Here is a 17,282-nt window from a genome sequence, read left to right as displayed (position 1 = left end):
GGCAGCCTTTATCATGGGCGCATGTCACGCCTTGCCCATGCCAGCAGCGAAGCCCTCAGCGAGGGCGGGACGCTTGCCAGCCAGTTGGATGCCTTCGTTGCTCGCCCGGCGCAGCTGCGCCTGACCGCTGCCATCGCCGAAGCCTTCGACCAGCGCGACGTGCTGCTGGCCGAAGCCGGTACCGGCACCGGCAAGACCTATGCGTACCTGGTGCCGGCGCTGTTGTCGGGGCTGAAGATCATCATTTCCACCGGCACCCGCGCGCTGCAGGACCAGCTGTACCACCGCGACCTGCCGCGGGTGCGCGCGGCGCTCGGGGTGGGCCACAGCAGTGCGTTGCTCAAGGGCCGTGCGAACTATCTGTGCCGCTACCGCCTGCAGCAGGCCCGCGGCGAACCCCGCTTCAGTTCGCCTGAGCAGGTGGCGCAGTTCCAGCGCATCCTGGCCTGGTCCGGGCGCAGCCGCTTCGGCGACATGGCCGAGCTGGAAGCGCTGCCGGAAGACTCGCCGCTGTACCCGATGGTCACCTCCACCGTCGACAACTGCCTGGGCAACGAGTGCCCGTTCTGGGACGACTGTTTCGTGGTGCAGGCGCGCCAGCGTGCACAGGCGGCCGACGTGGTGGTGGTCAACCATCACCTGCTGCTGGCCGACCTGGCGCTCAAGCAGGAAGGCTTCGGCGAGATCCTGCCGGGCGCGCAGGCCTTCGTGATCGACGAGGCGCACCAGCTGCCGGAACTGGCCGCCAACTTCTTCGGCGAAGGGTTCGGCATGCGGCCGTGGCAGGAACTGGCGCGCGACTGCCTGGCCGAAAGCCGCAGCGTGGCCGGTGCGCAGGCCGCGCTGCAGGTACCCGCTGCCGCGCTGGAACAGACCCTGCGCGACCTGCGCACCGCCATGGACGGGCTGCCACCGCGCGGCACCCAATGGCGCGCGCTGGCGGTGCCGCAGGTGCGCGATGGCTTCGATGCGGCGATGTCGGCCCTGGTGTCGCTGCGCGACGCGCTGGTCGGCGTGCGCGAGGCGTCGCCGGGCCTGGACGCCTGCCACGCACGGGCGCTGGAAGCGGTGGCGCGGTTGTCGCGCTGGCTCGGCGAAGACGCCCCGATGCTCGATTTCGACGCCGACCCGGAACTGGCCGCGGCCCCGGCGGACGTGCTGTGGTACGAACTGACCCCGCGCGGCTTCCGCTGCCAGCGCACCCCGATGGACGTGTCCGGGCCGCTGCGCGAGCATCGGCAGCGCTCGATGGCGGCCTGGGTATTCACCTCGGCCACGCTGACCGTGGACGGTGGGTTTGCGCATATTTCGCAGCGGCTGGGGCTGGACGATCCGGTCACCCTGCTGCAACCCAGCCCGTTCGACTGGGCAACGCAGGCGCTGTGCTACCTGCCCACCGATCTGCCCGACCCGGCGGCGCGCGGGTTCGGCACCGCCCTGATCCGGGCACTCACCCCGGTGCTGGAGGCATCGCAGGGCAGGGCGTTCCTGCTGTTTGCCTCGCACCGCGCGCTGCGTGAAGCGGCCGAAGCGCTGCGTGATGCACCGTGGCCCCTGTTCGTGCAGGGCGAGGCGCCGCGCGCGACCCTGTTGCAGCGCTTCCGCGAATCGGGCAACGGCGTGCTGCTGGGCTCGGCCAGTTTCCGCGAAGGCGTGGACGTGGTGGGCGATGCGCTGAGCGTGGTGGTGATCGACAAGCTGCCGTTCGCCGCGCCGGATGATCCGGTGTTCGAGGCGCGGCTGGACGCGATCCGGCGCGACGGCGGCAATCCGTTCCGCGATGAGCAGCTGCCGCAGGCAGTGATCGCACTCAAGCAGGGCGTCGGGCGGCTGATCCGCAGCGAGACCGACCGCGGCGTGCTGGTGCTGTGCGACCCGCGGCTGCTCAGCCGCAGCTACGGGCGGATCTTCCTGGATTCGCTGCCACCGTTCCGGCGCACCCGCGCGCTGGACGATGTGCGCGGCTTCTTTGCGCCACAATGGCCGCCTGAAGCGCTGCCGGCACCGCGCGCGGTAACGGCGGCGCCCGCTGCAGCCCCTGTGTCACCCGCGGCACCCGATGACTTCCCCACTTCCCTGTTCTGACCGCCATGAAACTGCTCGCCTTTGAAACCGCCACCGAAGCCTGTTCCGTCGCCCTGTATGTGGATGGGCAGGTGCGTGAGCGGTTCGAGATCGCCCCGCGCCGCCACGCCGAGCTGAGCCTGCCGTGGGCCGAGCAACTGCTGGCCGAAGCCGGCATCGCGCGTTCGCAGCTGGATGCCATCGCGCTCGGGCGCGGCCCCGGCGCGTTCACGGGCGTGCGCCTGGCCATTGCCATCGCGCAGGGCATCGCCTTGGCGCTGGACCGCCCGCTGGTGCCGGTGTCCACGCTGCAGGTGCTGGCGCTGCGTGCGCCGGCCGGCGCCGACCTGGTGCTCAGCAGCATCGATGCCCGCATGGGCGAGGTGTATGCGGCGCGGCAGGTGCGCGTGGACGGCCAGTGGCAGCTGCAGGGCGAAGAAATCGTGTGTGCGCCCGAGGCGGTGGTCCTGCCCGAGGGCAGCCGCTGGTTCGGCGTGGGCACCGGCTTCGGCGCTGCCGACGGTCTGCTGGCCACGCGCCTGGCCGATCAGCTCGACGGCGTCGATGCGCAGGCGCTGCCGCGTGCATCGGACCTGCTGACGCTGGCAGTGCCGGCGTTCGCGCGCGGCGAAGGCGTGGCCCCGGAACGTGTCGAACCGGCCTACCTGCGCAACAACGTGGCGCTGACGCTCGTGGAACAGCAGGCCGCCCGCGCCGCCAAGGCCGCCCGGTAGAGCCGAGCGTTGGTCGGCTGCCCGCAACACCGGTAGAGCCGACCGTTGGTCGGCTGATCTCCCGTAAACCCGACCGTCAGTCAGCCGCCCCCAACCTCACCGGTCGTCGCGCAACGTACCGCCGGGCAGGAACGCCCAGGTCCGGGTCACCTGCAGGATCTCCACGCCGTCCTCGGTCTTGGGCAACGGCGGGAACGGCTGGGCCAGGCGGACCACGCGCAGGGCGGCCTCATCCAGCAACGGGGTGCCGCTGCTGCGCAGGATCCGCGCACTTTCCACGCTGCCGTCGCGGCGCACGCCGACGGTGATCACCACCTGCCCACCGAGGCGGCGCTGGCGGGCTTCGTCGGGGTAATTGAGGTTGCCCACGCGCTCGGCGCGGTCCACCCACGCCCGCAGGTAGTTGGCGTAGGCGTATTCCTTGGTGCTGGCCGACACGAACTTGCGGTTCGGGCGCTTGGCGTACTGCGCCGAGCGCAGGTGCACCTCGGCGGCCAGCCGGGCCATTTCCGCGTCGCGCTGCTCGCGCGCATTCAGCGGGGCGTCCGGCTGCGGGTGCTCGGGCAACGGCTGCGGCTGCGCGCTGGCCACCTGCTCGGTGCTGTTGCGGCTGGACACCACCCGCGTCTGCGGCGGGGGTGGGCTGGCCGCGTCCTGGCGCTGCTGCGGCACCGGCGACAGCCCGGCCTGCGGCTGCGGCACGATCCCGGCCTGGTTGTCGCGCGGGCGCTGGGCCTTGTCGTGGTCGCCGCCGCCCTGCTGGTTGGCCTGGGCCAGGAAATCGGCCTGCTTGGGCGTCAGCGCGGTCTGGGTCTGGCTGAAGATCACCTCCAGGGTGGGCACCAGCGCGGCCTTGTCGGTCACCGCAAAGCCCACCCCCAGGATCAGCAGCGCATGCACCAGCAGCGACAGCGCCAGGGTCGCGCCCAGGCGCTGCGATTCGCGCGCCTGCAGCGGCGTCAGCGGTGCAACCGTCGCACTCATCGCGGCAGGCTGGCCTCGATGGCGTCGAACAACGTGCCGGCGATGTTCAGCCCGAACTGGGCATCCAGCTCGCGTACGCAGGTGGGGCTGGTGACGTTGACTTCGGTCAGGTAGTCGCCGATCACGTCCAGGCCGACAAAGCGCATGCCGCGGCGCTTCATTTCCGGCCCGACCTGGGCGGCGATCCAGCGGTCGCGGTCGCTCAACGGGCGGCCTTCACCGCGGCCACCGGCGGCCAGGTTGCCGCGGAATTCGTCGCCCTGCGGGATCCGCGCCAGGCAGTAATCCACCGGCTCGCCGTCGACCAGCAGGATGCGCTTGTCGCCGGCGGTGATGTCCGGGATGAACTTCTGCGCCAGGGCCAGCGTGCGCTCGCCGTCGGTCAGGGTTTCCAGGATCACGTTGAGGTTGGGGTCGCCGGTGCCGCTGCGGAAGATCGAGCGCCCGCCCATGCCGTCCAGCGGCTTGAGCACGGCCTGGCCGTGTTCGAGCACGAAGGCTTTCAGGTCGGCGTTGCGGCGGCTGACCAGGGTCGGCGGGCAGCACTGCGGGAACAGCAGCGCGGCCAGCTTCTCGTTGAAATCGCGCAGTCCCTGGGGGTCGTTGACCACCAGGGCGCCGGCCTGCTGGGCCACGCTGAGCACATGGGTGTCGTAGATGAATTCGGCATCCACGGGCGGGTCCTTGCGCACCAGCACGACCTGGCCGGGGCCGAACACGGTCTGGCTGAATTCGCCCAGGGTGAACCAGTCGGCCTTGTCCTCGCGCACCTGCAGCGGCGCGGTGCGGGCGACCGCCTGGCCGTCGCGCAGGGCCAGCCCGCCGGGGCTGACGTAGTGCAGGGCATGGCCGCGGCGCTGGGCTTCCAGCAGCATCGCGAAGGTGGTGTCCTTGGCAATCTTGATGTGGGCGATGGGGTCCATCACCACGATGACATTCAACGGCATGGTCGCAACCTGGCGGGCAGGGCGATGATGGTAGCCGCAACCGGGCCCGGTTGCCTGCCCGGCGGGGTGCAACGCTGCGTCCGCCCGGCCCCGGGTTTGCGCAAAACCGGCCGATCCGGCCCGGTCCGACCCGTCTGCGGCTTGGCTGAAGTGGCCGCGCTTGTAGCCTGCGCGGGAAGTGCGATATAGATACGCTTTCGCAGCGACGCCGGACCAAGCAGAAGCGTCGCGCGCCCGGGGAAAGGTAATGACTGAAAACATGGCTGCGGGTGGGGAACTCGCAGGGCTTAGGGTCATGGTCATCGATGATTCGAAGACCATTCGCAGGACCGCCGAAACACTGCTCAAGCGCGAAGGCTGCGAGGTGGTGACCGCGACCGATGGTTTCGAGGCGTTGGCCAAGATCGCCGACCAACAGCCGCAGATCATCTTCGTGGACATCATGATGCCGCGGCTGGATGGCTATCAGACCTGTGCGCTGATCAAGGGCAACCAGCTGTTCAAGTCGACCCCGGTGATCATGCTGTCCTCCAAGGACGGCCTGTTCGACAAGGCGCGCGGGCGCATCGTCGGCTCGGAGCAGTACCTGACCAAGCCATTCACGCGTGAAGAACTGCTGGGTGCCATCCGCACATACGTCAACGCCTGACCAGGGGGAAAGGCACAATGGCTCGAATCGTTCTGATCGAGGATTCACCGACCGACCGTGCGGTGTTCACGCAGTGGTTGACCAAGGCCGGGCACGAAGTACTGGAAGCGGACAACGCCGAGGACGGGCTGGTGCTCGTGCGCGAGCATGCGCCGCAGCTGGTGCTGATGGACGTCGTCCTGCCGGGCATGAGTGGCTTCCAGGCCACCCGTGCGATGGCGCGTGATGCGGCCATCAAACATATTCCGGTCGTCATCGTCAGCACCAAGGCGATGGAGACCGACAAGGCGTGGGGGCTGCGCCAGGGGGCGGCCGACTACATCGTCAAGCCGCCGCGCGAGGAGGAACTGATCGCGCGGATCAACCAGTTGGTGGTCTGATGCGTTCTCCTTTCGACATCCTCGAAGCCTACGAACGGCGCAGCCTGGCCCATGCCGTGCAGCTGCCCGAACGTCAGTTCGCGCAGGACCTGTGGCGTGGCGTCGGTTACCGCGTGGGCAAGCGCCACCTGGTGTCGGATTTCCGCGAAGTGGTTGAAATCGTGCCGATGCCGCCGATCACCCCGGTGCCCGGCGCACAGCCGTGGCTGCTGGGCGTGGGCAACCTGCGCGGCAACCTGTTCCCGGTGGTGGACCTGAAGTACTTCCTGGAAGGCGAGCGCACCGTGCACCAGGAAGGCCAGCGCGTGTTGATCATGCGCCAGGCCGGCGGCGACGTCGCGCTGACCATCGATGAACTGTTTGGCCAGCGCAGCTTCGACCAGGGCCAGGACATCGCCATCGGCGACCTCGCCAGCGGCCGCTACGCCCACTTCATCGACCGTGCCTTCCACGGCGATGGCCACGATTGGGGCGTGTTCTCGCTGTCGCTGCTGTCGCGCACTCCCGAATTCAGGCAGGCCGCAGCCTGATCGCTGCCGCCTGTCTCACCGTATTTGATGATCGAGGTTGAACGATGAGTACTACTTCGGAATCCGCCAAGGCCGGCAAGCTCGGGTCGGTGGGAACCAATTTCTGGCTCGGCCTGCTGGCCCTGTCGATGATCGTGTTCGGCGTCAACACCGGCGTCGCCACCTGGCAGGGCAGTCGCCTGGCCGGCGCCAGTACCGGCGCGGCCGATCTGCAGGTGTTGTCCCAGCAGCTGGCCAACCAGGGCCGTGAAGCGGTCTCGGGCAACGCCCAGGCGTTCACCGCCTTCAAGGACACCAAGACCCGCATCGAGAGCACGGTGAGCAGCCTGCAGGGCCGCTACGGGTCCGAGGCCAACGTGTCCGGCCCGCTCACCCAGCTCAGCCAGACCTGGGAGCCGCTCGGCAAGAGCGCCGCCCAGCTGGTGGCCAGTGAGCCGGCGGTGCTGGCCTTGGCCGGCAACGCCAACAACTTCGTCAACGGCGTGCCGGCACTGCAGGCACAGCTGAACGAAGTGGTGCGCGCGATGTCCGCTGGCGGTGCGCCGGCCTCGCAGGTGTACAACGCGCTGCAGCAGGTGGTGGTGGTGGGCTCGATGGCCCGCCGGGTCACCGAAATGCGCGCCGGCGGTGCCAATGCCGCCGCGGCGGGCGACGCGCTCGCCCGCGACTCGGTGGTGTTCACCCAGGTGCTGGACGCCCTGCGCAACGGCAACGAAGAACTGGGCATCACCCCGGTGCGCAATGCCGGCGCGCTGGCTGCGCTGGAGCAGTCCCAGAAGCAGTGGGACACCATGAAGAAGGACGCCGACGCGATCCTGGCCAGTTCGCGCCAGCTGTTCTCGGCGCAGTCCTCGGCAGCCGCGCTGACCGGTGGTGCCACCCGCATGCTGGACGACAGCAAGAAGCTGTTTGAAGCCTTCTCCTCGTTCGGTTCGGTGCGCGACACGCGCCTGTTCCCGAACTTCTGGCTGGGTGTGATTTCCGGTGCGCTGTCGCTGATCGCCATCATCGGCTTCGTCAGCAGCACCGTGCGCAGCCGGTCGCGCGAGCAGGACCTGCGTTACCAGACGCAGGTGGAATTCAACAGCCGCAACCAGCAGGCCATCATGCGGCTGCTGGACGAAATCAGCTCGCTGGGTGAGGGCGACCTGACGGTGAAGGCCTCGGTGACCGAGGACATGACCGGCGCGATCGCAGACGCCATCAACTACGCCGTGGACGAACTGCGCCACCTGGTGACCACCATCAACGACACCTCGGCCAAGGTCGCGCTGTCCACCCAGGAAACCCAGGCCACGGCCATGCAGCTGGCCGAAGCGGCCGGCCACCAGGCCAACCAGATCACCTCGGCATCGGACCGCATCGGCGAAATCGCCTCGAGCATCGAACAGGTGTCGCGCAACTCGGCCGAGTCGGCCGACGTGGCACAACGCTCGGTGGTGATCGCCGCCGAAGGCGCCGGCGTGGTCCGCGAGACCATCCAGGGCATGGACCAGATCCGCGACCAGATCCAGGAAACCTCCAAGCGCATCAAGCGCCTGGGCGAATCGTCGCAGGAAATCGGCTCGATCGTGGAACTGATCAACGACATTTCCGAGCAGACCAACATCCTGGCGTTGAACGCCGCAGTGCAGGCGGCCTCGGCCGGTGAGGCCGGCCGTGGTTTCGCCGTGGTGGCCGACGAAGTGCAGCGCCTGGCAGAACGCACCTCCGGTGCGACACGACGCATTGAAGGCCTGGTCCAGGCCATTCAGGCCGATACCAACGAAGCGGTCAGCTCGATGGAGCAGACCACCGCCGAAGTGGTGTCCGGTGCGCGCCTGGCCGAAGACGCCGGTACCGCACTGACTGAAATCGAACGCGTGTCCAACGCGCTCAACAACCTCATCAAGAACATCTCGATCGCCGCCCAGCAGCAGTCGTCGGCCGCCTCGGACATCACCCGCACCATGGGCGTGATCCGTCAGATTACCGGCCAGACCTCGCAGGGTGCGGGACAGACCGCCGAGTCGATCGGTCATTTGGCACAGCTGGCGGCCGACCTGCGCCGCTCGGTTGCCGACTTCAAGCTGCCGGCGTGAGCCGCGGGCAGGGCGGAGAGGGAAGGAATCAGCAGATGATGCATCGCGATAAACCACAGCACGACACGCGCGCGCCCCTGCCGGGAGACCTGGCATGAGCACGCTGCGCGATGCCATGAGCCACGCCGCCCTGGGCTGGGTCAAGCCGGAACTGGACGAAACCCTGCGCCAGGTGCGCAACGAGGTGGAGTACTACGCCGAAGACCCCTCCGATGCCGGCCGCATGCGCTTCTGCGCCGGCTACCTGCACCAGGTGCAGGGCACCCTGCGCATGGTGGAGTTGTATGCCCCGGCGATGGTGGCCGAAGAACTGGAGCAGCTGGCCAACGCCATCGGCGCCGGCGAGGTGCCCGACCGTGACGAAGCCTGCGCCACCCTGATGCGCGGCAGCGTGCTGCTGCCCGACTACCTGGAGCGCCTGCAGAACGGTCACCGCGACATTCCCATCGTGCTGCTGCCGTTGCTCAACGACATCCGCTCGGCACGCGCCGCGCCGGGTATCAACGAGAGCGTGTTGTTCGCATTTGCCCCGGACAGCGTGACCGCCACCGAGGCCGAACTCGACCACGCCCGTGGCAGCCTGAGCGGGCGCAACCGCGAGCTGCTCGATACCGTGGGCAATGCGGTCAAGGAAGAGCTGCTGCGGATCAAGGACGCACTGGACCTGCACCTGCGCACCGGTGGCGATCCGGTACAGCTGCAGACCCAGGTCAACGAACTGGGTGCGGTTGCCGACACCCTGGGCATGATGGGCCTGGGTGTGGCCCGCGGCGTGGTCGTGCAACAGCGCGATGCGCTGCGCGGCGTGGTACAGGGCGAACAGCAGATCGACGAAAGCCTGCTGCTGGATATCGCCGGGGCGCTGCTGTACGTGGACGCCTCGCTGGACGACCAGGTCGCCCATCTGGGCGCCGGCGGCAGTGGCGAGGACGATCCGAGCGCGGTGGAAAACCGGCGCACGGTGGAGGTGCTGGCGCATGAAGCCATCGCCAATTTCGCCGCCGCGCGCGAGCACTTCGTCGCCTTCATCGAAACCAACTGGAACCACCAGCAGCTGACGGAAGTGCCGCGCCTGCTGGGCGAGGTGTCCGGTGCGTTGCGCATGCTCGACCTGGCCACGCCGGCCGACTACCTGCAGGGTGTGCGCCAGTACATCACGGTGGAACTGATCGGCCGCCAGCGCGTGCCGAGCGGGCGCCAGCTGGATACGCTGGCCGATGCCATGGCCAGCCTGGAGTACTACCTCGAAGCCCTGCGCGAACGCCGCCCGGGCCGCGAGGAGATCCTCGATATCACCCGCACCAGCCTGGAAACGCTGCGTTACTGGCCGTTGCCGGACGTCAATGCCGTCCAGCCGGATACCACCGCAGAGGCCCTGCCGGTGGCCGCCGAGCCGATCGAGTTGACGCAGTGGGATGCGCCGTCGGTCGAGCCGATCGCCGTGGCCGTCACCCCGAGCGCACCGCCGCCGGGCAGCGTGCCGCCGTCGTTCCCGGACCTCACCTTCGACCCGCTGCCTGACACCGCCCTGGCCGCCACCGCGGCAGCAGGTGCGTCGCTGGTGTTCGACGCATCGACCGCGCCCGCGCCGGAGGCCCCGCAGTGGACGCTGTCCGCCGAGGCCGATGCGGCCGCCGACCACACCGAACCGAGCTTCGCCCGTTTCGACCCGGTGATTGCCGAGGACAACCCCGCGGTGCGCTGGGACGCGCTGCCGCCGATGCATGTCGCCCTGGATACGCTGGACGCCACCGAGACGGTGTCCGCGCAGGCCGACGCGCACGTGCAGGAAGAGGTGTCCTTCAGCGGTGGGTTCGACCCCGTTGCCGCCGAGCATGACGCGCTGGAGTTCAGCGACGAGCCGATCGAATTCACCTTCGATGCGCCGCTGCACAATGCCGGCGACGTGCTGTCGCTGCAGATCGACGATACCGTCGCGCCCGCCGTGGCGCCGGTTGCCGATACCGCGCCCGACCTGGACGTGGCCCAGTTGCCCTCGTTCCTGCAGGCGACCGACGCCGATGCCGTTGAGCCCATCGACGCGATCATTGCTGCACCGGTCGAGGCTATCGCGCCGGCCCTGGTCGCAGACGACAGCGCCGTCGCAGACGCATCCGTCGATGCGACAGCACTGACCGACACCGACGACCACACCCGCCTTGACGACGTTGTTGCGCCGGATCCGACCCCGGTCGTGACCCACAGCAGCACCGGCGTGCATGCCGCAGTGATCGGCACGATCGAGCTGGACGACGAGTCCGCGCGCTTCCTGGCCGAGCTGGATGCGGCCGCCGCGCAGTTCAGCACCGCGCCTGCGATCACCCCGGATGCCCTGGCCGCGGTATCGCCGGCCAATGCGGTCAGTGACACCGACAGCATCGAAGCCGGGTTCGAAGACGATGGCGAGAACATCGACCAGGACATCCGCGAGGTCTTCATCGAAGAGTTCGACGAGGAACTGGTCAACCTCGGCAACCTGCTGCCGGTCTGGCGCGCCGCGCCGGACAACCTGGACCGTCTGCGTCCGATCCGCCGCGTTTTCCACACGCTCAAGGGCAGCGGCCGACTCGTCGGCGCGCGTACCCTGGGCGAGTTCAGCTGGAAGATCGAAGGCATGCTCAACCGCGTGCTCGACGGTACCCGGCCGGCCACCCCGGCCGTGGTGGCCATGGTCACCCAGGCGTATGAGGTGCTGCCGCAGCTCAACGCAGCGCTGCGCGGCGAAGGTCGCGTGACGGCCGACCTGCAGGCCATGCAGGCTATTGCCGATCGCGTGGCGGCCGGCGAAGAAACCTTCCATGTGCCGCTGCAGCGGGCCGCGCCCGTCGTGGCCGCGCCGGTGGAGGTGGCGGAAGCCCCCGAAGCCACCGCCGTCGTCGAAGCCGCCGGTACCCCGGCCAACATCGACGAAGTGCTGCGCGAGATCCTCGAAGCCGAGGTGGATACCCATCAGGCCACCTTGCAGGCCTGGTTGCGCGAGGCCAGCGTGGCTCCGCAGCCGGTCACCGACACCCTGCTGCGCGCGGTGCACACCATGAACGGTGCGTTCGCGATGACCGACGTGCCTGAAATCACCGCCGTCACCGGGGGCGCCGAGAGCTTCATCAAGCGCTCGCTGGCGGCCGATACCACCCCGGACGCCGATGGCGTGGACGCGCTGTCGGCCACCGCCGAGGCGATCACCGCCACGATGACGGCCCTGCAGGCCGACGCGCCGCGTATTCCGGTGCAGGCCGCGCTTGCCGCGCGCCTGCAGGCGCTGGCCGACACGCTGCCCGAAGCGCGCTGGCCGGCCCTGGTGGCCGACGATGAAGAAGACGACCTGGCCTTCGAGCAGGACGCGCTGGACGGCGATGCCGTCGAGCCGGGCGCTGCCGAGCCGCAGGCCGTGGATCCGGACGCCGTGGACGCCGTCGCGTCCCTCGATGCAGCCGCTCCGCGGACCGGCGACGACGTCGCCGCGAACGACGACGACGCCCTGGCCACGCTGCCGCAGGCAGACGCGCAGGGCGGTTACGCGGGCCTGGACGACAGCGCCGATGCCGACCTGCAGCTGGCCGAGATCGATGCCGACGCCCTGACCGTGGTCGAGCCGATCGCGGTTGAGACCGCTGCGGTTGAGACGGAGGCCGGTGACGCGCTGGACGCCGATGCGCTGGTGGTGGACGAACTGACCGGCAGCGATGACCTGTCGGCGTACTTCGATGCCGATCTTCCGGTGAATGCCGCGCCCACCGCGGGCAACGAGATCACGCTGGACGACGCACAGCCTGACGCAGGCCGCGCAGACGTAGGCGTTGCCGAAGCCGCAGCGTTCGATGCGGTACCGCACGATGCCGCAGCGGACGGGGAGGGCGCGCACGACGGTCTGGAGGCGGTCGAACTGACCGGCGCCGACGACCTGTCGCGCTTCTTCGACGCCGAGGTGACGCCGGTGGCCGAGGCGAGCGGCGACGTTGCCGCCGCTACGGACGCCGCCGCAGACGACACCTCGATCGAAGACGTGGTCCTCGATGACGCGCCGGTAGTTGCTGGCGCTGAGACGCCGGACCCTGTGGCCGAAGTCGAAGTCGAAGTCGAAGTCGAAGCCGAAGCCGAAGCCGAAGCGACCGTAGACGCAGACGCCAACACCTCGTTGGACGCGCCGCTCGACGCAACCGACGACGCGGCACCCGCCGCACCGGAACAGGCGCTGGATGCAGACGATCAGGACACGCGCGACGCACTGGACGAGGCCCTGCCGCCGACGCCGGCGTTCGGCGAACTGGTCGACGAACAGCAGGCACTGGACGACGGGCTGACCGTGATCGACGCGCCGCAGGCCGACGACGCGGCCGACAGCGTGCTGGGCCTGGATGCCGTCCACGACGCGCAGGAACAGCGCGACGAGGCCGACGCCTTCGCCGAGGATGTGACCGACACCGACACCACCACGCCGACGCCGTTCTTCGAACTGGAAGATGCGCCCGTGGCTGCCGCCGGCGCATCGGTTGCCGCCCTGGCCGCGCTGTCCACGCACGAGGATCCGGCCAGCCCGGCCGAGGCAACCGTTGTCACCGACACCGTGCTCGATACCGACGCCGATGACGCCGACGATGAAGACAGCGCCGACGCGCTGGACTTCAGCGTGCTCGACCAGGAGCTGGTCGACATCTTCGTGGAAGAAGGCAAGGACCTGCTCGACCATTGCGATGGCCTGATCAGCGAACTGCGCGCCGCGCCCAACGACCGCGATGTCATTGCCGGCCTGCAGCGTGACCTGCACACCCTCAAGGGGGGCGCACGCATGGCCGGGATCAACCCGATCGGCGACCTGGGCCATGGCATCGAATCGCTGCTGGAAGCCGTTGCGGCCAACCGCACCGACATCGACCGCAGCGACGTGCACCTGCTTGAACGCGGCTTCGATCGCCTGCATCAGCTGCTGACCCGGACCGGGCAGCACCGCAGCGTGTCGATGCCCGACGACCTGATCCATGCCTTCGAACAGCGCACGCTGGGCCGGGTGGACGTGGCCGTGGATACCCGTGCCGACACCGTGCAGGACAGCGCACCGGTCGAGGTCGATACGGCCGTCGCCGCGGCGCCGCTCTCGGCACCGGTGCCGCTGGAAACCAGCAGCGACGACGATGCCCTGGCCCGTCCGCAGCAGGAACAGGTGCGCGTGCGCGCCGACCTGCTCGACCGCCTGGTCAACCACGCCGGTGAAGTGGCGATCTACCGCTCGCGCCTGGAACAGCAGCTTGGCGCGTTCCGTGGCGCCATGGGCGAACTGGACCGCACCAACGCGCGTCTGCGCGACCAGCTGCGCCGCCTGGACCTGGAAACCGAAGCGCAGATCGTTGCCCGCTACCAGCGTGAGCAGGATCAGGCCGACCACAAGTTCGATCCGCTCGAACTGGACCGCTTCTCCACGCTGCAGCAGCTCAGCCGCGCGCTGAACGAGTCTGCCGCCGACTTGGGCGGCCTGCAGGGCGTGCTGGACGACCTGTCGCGCCAGTACGACGTGCTGCTGCAACAGCAGTCGCGCGTCAGCTCGGAACTGCAGGATGGCCTGATGCGTGCGCGCATGGTGCCGTTCGATGGTCTGGTGCCGCGCCTGCGTCGCGTGGTCCGCCAGGCCGGCCAGGACACCGGCAAGCAGGTTCACGTGATCCTGGAAGGCACCCACGGCGAACTGGACCGCAACGTCCTGGATCGCATGGTCGCGCCGCTGGAACACATGCTGCGCAACTCGGTTGCCCATGGGTTGGAGACGCCGGAACAGCGCCGCGCTGCCGGCAAGCCGGAAGAGGGCGAGATCGCCATCCGTCTGCGCCGCGAAGGCTCGGAAATCGTGCTGGAAGTGGCCGACGACGGCGCCGGGCTGGACCGCGAGGCGATCCGTCGCCGCGCCGAACAGCGTGGCCTGGTGCAGGCCGATGCCGTGCTCGGCGAGGCCGAACTGGACGCGATGATCTTCTCGCCAGGCTTCAGCACCGCCGACCAGGTCAGCCAGCTGGCCGGCCGCGGCGTGGGCATGGACGTGGTGCACAACGAAGTGCGGCAGCTGGGCGGCTCGGTGGACATCCACTCGGTGCGCGGCCAGGGCGTCACCTTCACCCTGCGCCTGCCGCAGACGCTGGCGGTCACCCAGGCGGTGTTCGTGCAGATCGGCGAGACCACCTACGCAGTGCCGGTGGCCTCGGTCAGCGGTATCGGCCGGATCTCGCGCGAGCGCTTTGAAACCATCGACGGCGACTACCACTACGGTGGCGAAGCCTTCGCCCTGCACGACCTGGGTACGCTGGTGGGCCAAGGCCCGGCGCGTGCCGAGGGCCAGGCGCAGGTGCCGCTGCTGCTGGTGCGTGCCGGTGAACTGCGCGCGGCCGTGGCGATCGACCAGGTGCTGGGCAACCGCGAAATCGTGGTCAAGCCGGTGGGCCTGCAGATCGCGTCGGTGCCGGGTATCTACGGCGCCACCATCACCGGCGATGGCCGCGTGGTGGTCATCCTCGACGTTGCACCGCTGGTCCGCCGCTTCCAGGCCAACCCGCACAAGCCGATCGCCGTGACCAGCCAGGTCAGCGACCGCCAGGCACCGCTGGTGATGGTGGTCGACGATTCGCTGACCATGCGCAAAGTCACCGGCCGCATCCTGGAGCGCCACAACTTCGAAGTGGCGGTGGCCCGCGATGGTGTGGAAGCACTGGAGCGTCTGGAGGAGCGGGTCCCCGACCTGATGCTGCTGGATATCGAAATGCCGCGCATGGATGGCTATGAACTGGCCACGGCGATGCGCGCCGATCCGCGCTACAAGGATGTGCCGATCGTGATGATCACCTCGCGCAGTGGCGACAAGCACCGTCAGCGCGCCTTCGAAATCGGCGTCCAGCGTTACCTGGGCAAGCCTTACCAGGAACTGGATCTGATGCGAAACGTGTACGACCTGCTGGGGATCGCCCGTGTCCGCGAATGACCTGCCTTTGCTGTTGTCGGTAGCGTTGCTGGCGCGTCCGGGGCAGGCCCGCGAGCGCCTGCGCGACGCGTTGGCCCAGGCCGGCGCCACCCTGGTGCTGGAAGAGGATCCCAACACGCTGGACGTGCAGGTGCTGCGCGATGCGGCGCCGGGCGCGGTGCTGATCGCGCTGGAACCGGCGATCGAAGACGCGCTGGAGCGCCTGGACCCGGTGCTGGGCTCGCCGTCGCTGACCCTGATCTTCGACGAAGCCGAACTGGCCGCCCGCCGTGAAGGCTGGGAAGCGCAGCGCTGGGCACGGCACCTGGTGGCCAAGCTGCACGGCCACCACGACGTGTTGCCGCCGGGTTCGGAACAGGACAGCCTGCTCCAGCCCGAGCCCGGCATGCCCACCACGCCGGCCGAACTGCATGCCGATGCCCCGCTGGACTTCCACGTCCGCGAGGCCTTCGATGCCGCCGCGGACGTTCCGGCCGATGGCCTGTACCAGGCCCCGGATGCGTTGAGCGAACCGATGTCGCTGGAAGAAGCGCTGGCCGCCCTGCAGCCGCCTTCGCCGGCCGCTGCACCATCCGTGCCGCCGCCGGTGCCGCCTTCGGCGCCGCCGGCCGTTGCCCGCGCGCCGCTGGGCGACCACAGCAGCTGGTCGCTGGTGGATGACAGTGCCGACACCGCCGCTGCCGCGCCGGCAAGCGCGTCGGCCGGCACCGACGCGGCACCGCCGCCGCTGTCTGCGTTCGATATCGAACGGCTGTCGCTGGTCGAACTGGAGGCCGAGCGCCCCAACGACGGCGCCGCCGCAGGTGCCGTGCTGGTGCTGGCCGGTATCGGCGGCCCGGACGCGCTGCGCCGCCTGCTGGCCACGTTGCCGGCGGGGCTGGCCACGCCGGTGCTGGTGCACATGCGCCTGGATGGCGGCCGCTACGGCAACCTGGTCAAGCAGATGGCGCGCGTGTCCGCGTTGCCGGTGCTGCTGGCCGAAGCCGACCAGCCGGTCCAGGCTGGCAACGCCTACATCCTGCCCGACGACATCGGCCTGGCCGAACGCCAGCGCGGCCTGTATTTCCACGGTGATGCACAGGGCGTCCAGGTGGCCACGCTGCCGCCGGCGCACAGCGCCGTGGTGCTGCTCAGTGGCGCCGACACGGCCCAGGTCGACGACGTGCTGGCCCTGGCCGCCGCCGGCGCCTGGGTAGGCGCACAGGTCGGCGAAGGCTGTTACGACCCGGCCGCCGCAAACGCCGCGGTGGCCGCCGGGATGGACGCGGGCGAGCCCCCGCAGTTGGCCCAGAGCATCGTCGAACGTTGGGGTGTGAGCGAGTAATCGCCGCGCCGTACCCTTTTCAGGAATCACGCCATGAGTTACGCCAGCAACGACGAAATCCGCGGGGTATTGATCCAGGCCGGGCACGAACGCGTGCTGCTGCCCAATGCCACCGTGGCCGAGATGATGTCCAAGGTGGCCGTGCAGGGCGTGCCGGATGCGCCGGCCTGGCTGGTCGGCCAGATTGCCTGGCACGGTTGGGACGTGCCGCTGCTGTCGTTCGCGCGGCTGTCCGGGCTGGGCGACGAACTGGTCACCAGCAACAACAAGGTGGTGGTGCTCAAGGCGCTGGGCGGCAACGCGAAGCGCCCGTATTTCGCGCTGCTCACCCAGACCTTCCCGCAGCTGATCTCGGTGCCGCGTGACGGCCTGCTCGCCGACGCCTCCGAGGAAACCCTGCCGCAGGGCGTGCACATGCGCGTGCTGCTGGGCGAACAGAGCGCGCTGCTGCCCGACCTGGACGCGCTGGAAGCCGCGCTGGACGAGGCCTACCCCGTCGCGGGGTAGGTTCGCATTCGCGAAACCTCCCACGATCTGCGGCGCAGATCGCGGGCCCCCCGCAAACAATTCTCCAGATCCCCGCGCCTGGCGGCGCGCCCCCTTGACTCAAGGGGGCTGTTCCACCCGCTGG

At 69.3% G+C, this 17,282-nt stretch carries 11 protein-coding genes; 9 read left to right on the top strand and 2 right to left on the bottom strand.

The genetic code is table 11. The features are described 5' to 3' along the window. The first annotated feature begins 21 nt into the window (after positions 1 to 21). Both ACZ0AE_RS15090 and tsaB read left to right on the top strand, forming a co-directional pair. Complete coding sequence (locus tag ACZ0AE_RS15090) at positions 22 to 2,085, top strand: ATP-dependent DNA helicase (protein WP_463601496.1); 2,064 nt, start codon at positions 22 to 24, stop codon at positions 2,083 to 2,085. Between the two features lie 5 nt (positions 2,086 to 2,090). Beyond that, on the top strand, positions 2,091 to 2,798 hold the full coding sequence (tsaB, locus tag ACZ0AE_RS15085) for a tRNA (adenosine(37)-N6)-threonylcarbamoyltransferase complex dimerization subunit type 1 TsaB (protein ID WP_463601495.1): 708 nt from the start codon (positions 2,091 to 2,093) through the stop codon (positions 2,796 to 2,798). A gap of 96 nt (positions 2,799 to 2,894) precedes the next feature. Here tsaB and ACZ0AE_RS15080 read toward each other — a convergent pair whose 3' ends face one another. Beyond that, the gene (locus tag ACZ0AE_RS15080) at positions 2,895 to 3,782 is read right to left on the bottom strand and encodes a TonB family protein (RefSeq protein WP_313245252.1); all 888 of its coding nucleotides are present in this window, start codon (positions 3,780 to 3,782) and stop codon (positions 2,895 to 2,897) included. Further along, the gene (gene gshB, locus ACZ0AE_RS15075) at positions 3,779 to 4,729 is read right to left on the bottom strand and encodes a glutathione synthase (RefSeq protein WP_463601494.1); all 951 of its coding nucleotides are present in this window, start codon (positions 4,727 to 4,729) and stop codon (positions 3,779 to 3,781) included. The genes ACZ0AE_RS15080 and gshB overlap by 4 nt, the downstream gene beginning before the upstream one ends. A 247-nt stretch (positions 4,730 to 4,976) precedes the next feature. Between gshB and pilG the strand changes: the two genes are divergently transcribed. From pilG to ACZ0AE_RS15040, 7 genes are all read left to right on the top strand, one after another. After that, positions 4,977 to 5,378, top strand: a complete 402-nt coding sequence (gene pilG / locus ACZ0AE_RS15070) for a twitching motility response regulator PilG (protein WP_017356958.1) — start codon at positions 4,977 to 4,979, stop codon at positions 5,376 to 5,378. 17 nt (positions 5,379 to 5,395) lie between these two features. Beyond that, the gene (locus tag ACZ0AE_RS15065) at positions 5,396 to 5,758 is read left to right on the top strand and encodes a response regulator transcription factor (RefSeq protein ID WP_038686783.1); all 363 of its coding nucleotides are present in this window, start codon (positions 5,396 to 5,398) and stop codon (positions 5,756 to 5,758) included. Next, positions 5,758 to 6,288 (top strand): chemotaxis protein CheW, encoded by a 531-nt coding sequence (locus tag ACZ0AE_RS15060; protein ID WP_038686785.1) that lies wholly within the window; start codon positions 5,758 to 5,760, stop codon positions 6,286 to 6,288. The genes ACZ0AE_RS15065 and ACZ0AE_RS15060 overlap by 1 nt, the downstream gene beginning before the upstream one ends. 44 nt (positions 6,289 to 6,332) lie before the next feature. Then, complete coding sequence (locus ACZ0AE_RS15055; protein WP_038686787.1) at positions 6,333 to 8,369, top strand: methyl-accepting chemotaxis protein; 2,037 nt, start codon at positions 6,333 to 6,335, stop codon at positions 8,367 to 8,369. 94 nt (positions 8,370 to 8,463) lie between these two features. Continuing rightward, complete coding sequence (locus ACZ0AE_RS15050) at positions 8,464 to 15,327, top strand: Hpt domain-containing protein (protein ID WP_463601493.1); 6,864 nt, start codon at positions 8,464 to 8,466, stop codon at positions 15,325 to 15,327. Continuing rightward, the gene (locus tag ACZ0AE_RS15045) at positions 15,314 to 16,651 is read left to right on the top strand and encodes a chemotaxis protein CheB (protein WP_463601492.1); all 1,338 of its coding nucleotides are present in this window, start codon (positions 15,314 to 15,316) and stop codon (positions 16,649 to 16,651) included. The genes ACZ0AE_RS15050 and ACZ0AE_RS15045 overlap by 14 nt, the downstream gene beginning before the upstream one ends. A gap of 33 nt (positions 16,652 to 16,684) precedes the next feature. Further along, a complete protein-coding gene (locus tag ACZ0AE_RS15040; RefSeq protein ID WP_038686792.1) occupies positions 16,685 to 17,158 on the top strand; it encodes a chemotaxis protein CheW in 474 nt (157 codons plus the stop codon). The last annotated feature ends 124 nt before the right edge of the window (positions 17,159 to 17,282 follow it).

The sequence above is a fragment of the Stenotrophomonas sp. AC248 genome (genome assembly GCF_979258185.1).
This window is presented reverse-complemented; position numbering and strand designations above follow the sequence as displayed.

Excerpts from the sequence above, each read along its gene's own strand:
- ACZ0AE_RS15090 (WP_463601496.1), top strand. The coding sequence starts at position 22 with ATGTCACGCCTTGCCCATGCCAGCAGCGAAGCCCTCAGCGAGGGCGGG.
- tsaB (WP_463601495.1), top strand. The coding sequence starts at position 2,091 with ATGAAACTGCTCGCCTTTGAAACCGCCACCGAAGCCTGTTCCGTCGCC.
- ACZ0AE_RS15080 (WP_313245252.1), bottom strand. The coding sequence starts at position 3,782 with ATGAGTGCGACGGTTGCACCGCTGACGCCGCTGCAGGCGCGCGAATCG.
- gshB (WP_463601494.1), bottom strand. The coding sequence starts at position 4,729 with ATGCCGTTGAATGTCATCGTGGTGATGGACCCCATCGCCCACATCAAG.
- pilG (WP_017356958.1), top strand. The coding sequence starts at position 4,977 with ATGACTGAAAACATGGCTGCGGGTGGGGAACTCGCAGGGCTTAGGGTC.
- ACZ0AE_RS15065 (WP_038686783.1), top strand. The coding sequence starts at position 5,396 with ATGGCTCGAATCGTTCTGATCGAGGATTCACCGACCGACCGTGCGGTG.
- ACZ0AE_RS15060 (WP_038686785.1), top strand. The coding sequence starts at position 5,758 with ATGCGTTCTCCTTTCGACATCCTCGAAGCCTACGAACGGCGCAGCCTG.
- ACZ0AE_RS15055 (WP_038686787.1), top strand. The coding sequence starts at position 6,333 with ATGAGTACTACTTCGGAATCCGCCAAGGCCGGCAAGCTCGGGTCGGTG.
- ACZ0AE_RS15050 (WP_463601493.1), top strand. The coding sequence starts at position 8,464 with ATGAGCACGCTGCGCGATGCCATGAGCCACGCCGCCCTGGGCTGGGTC.
- ACZ0AE_RS15040 (WP_038686792.1), top strand. The coding sequence starts at position 16,685 with ATGAGTTACGCCAGCAACGACGAAATCCGCGGGGTATTGATCCAGGCC.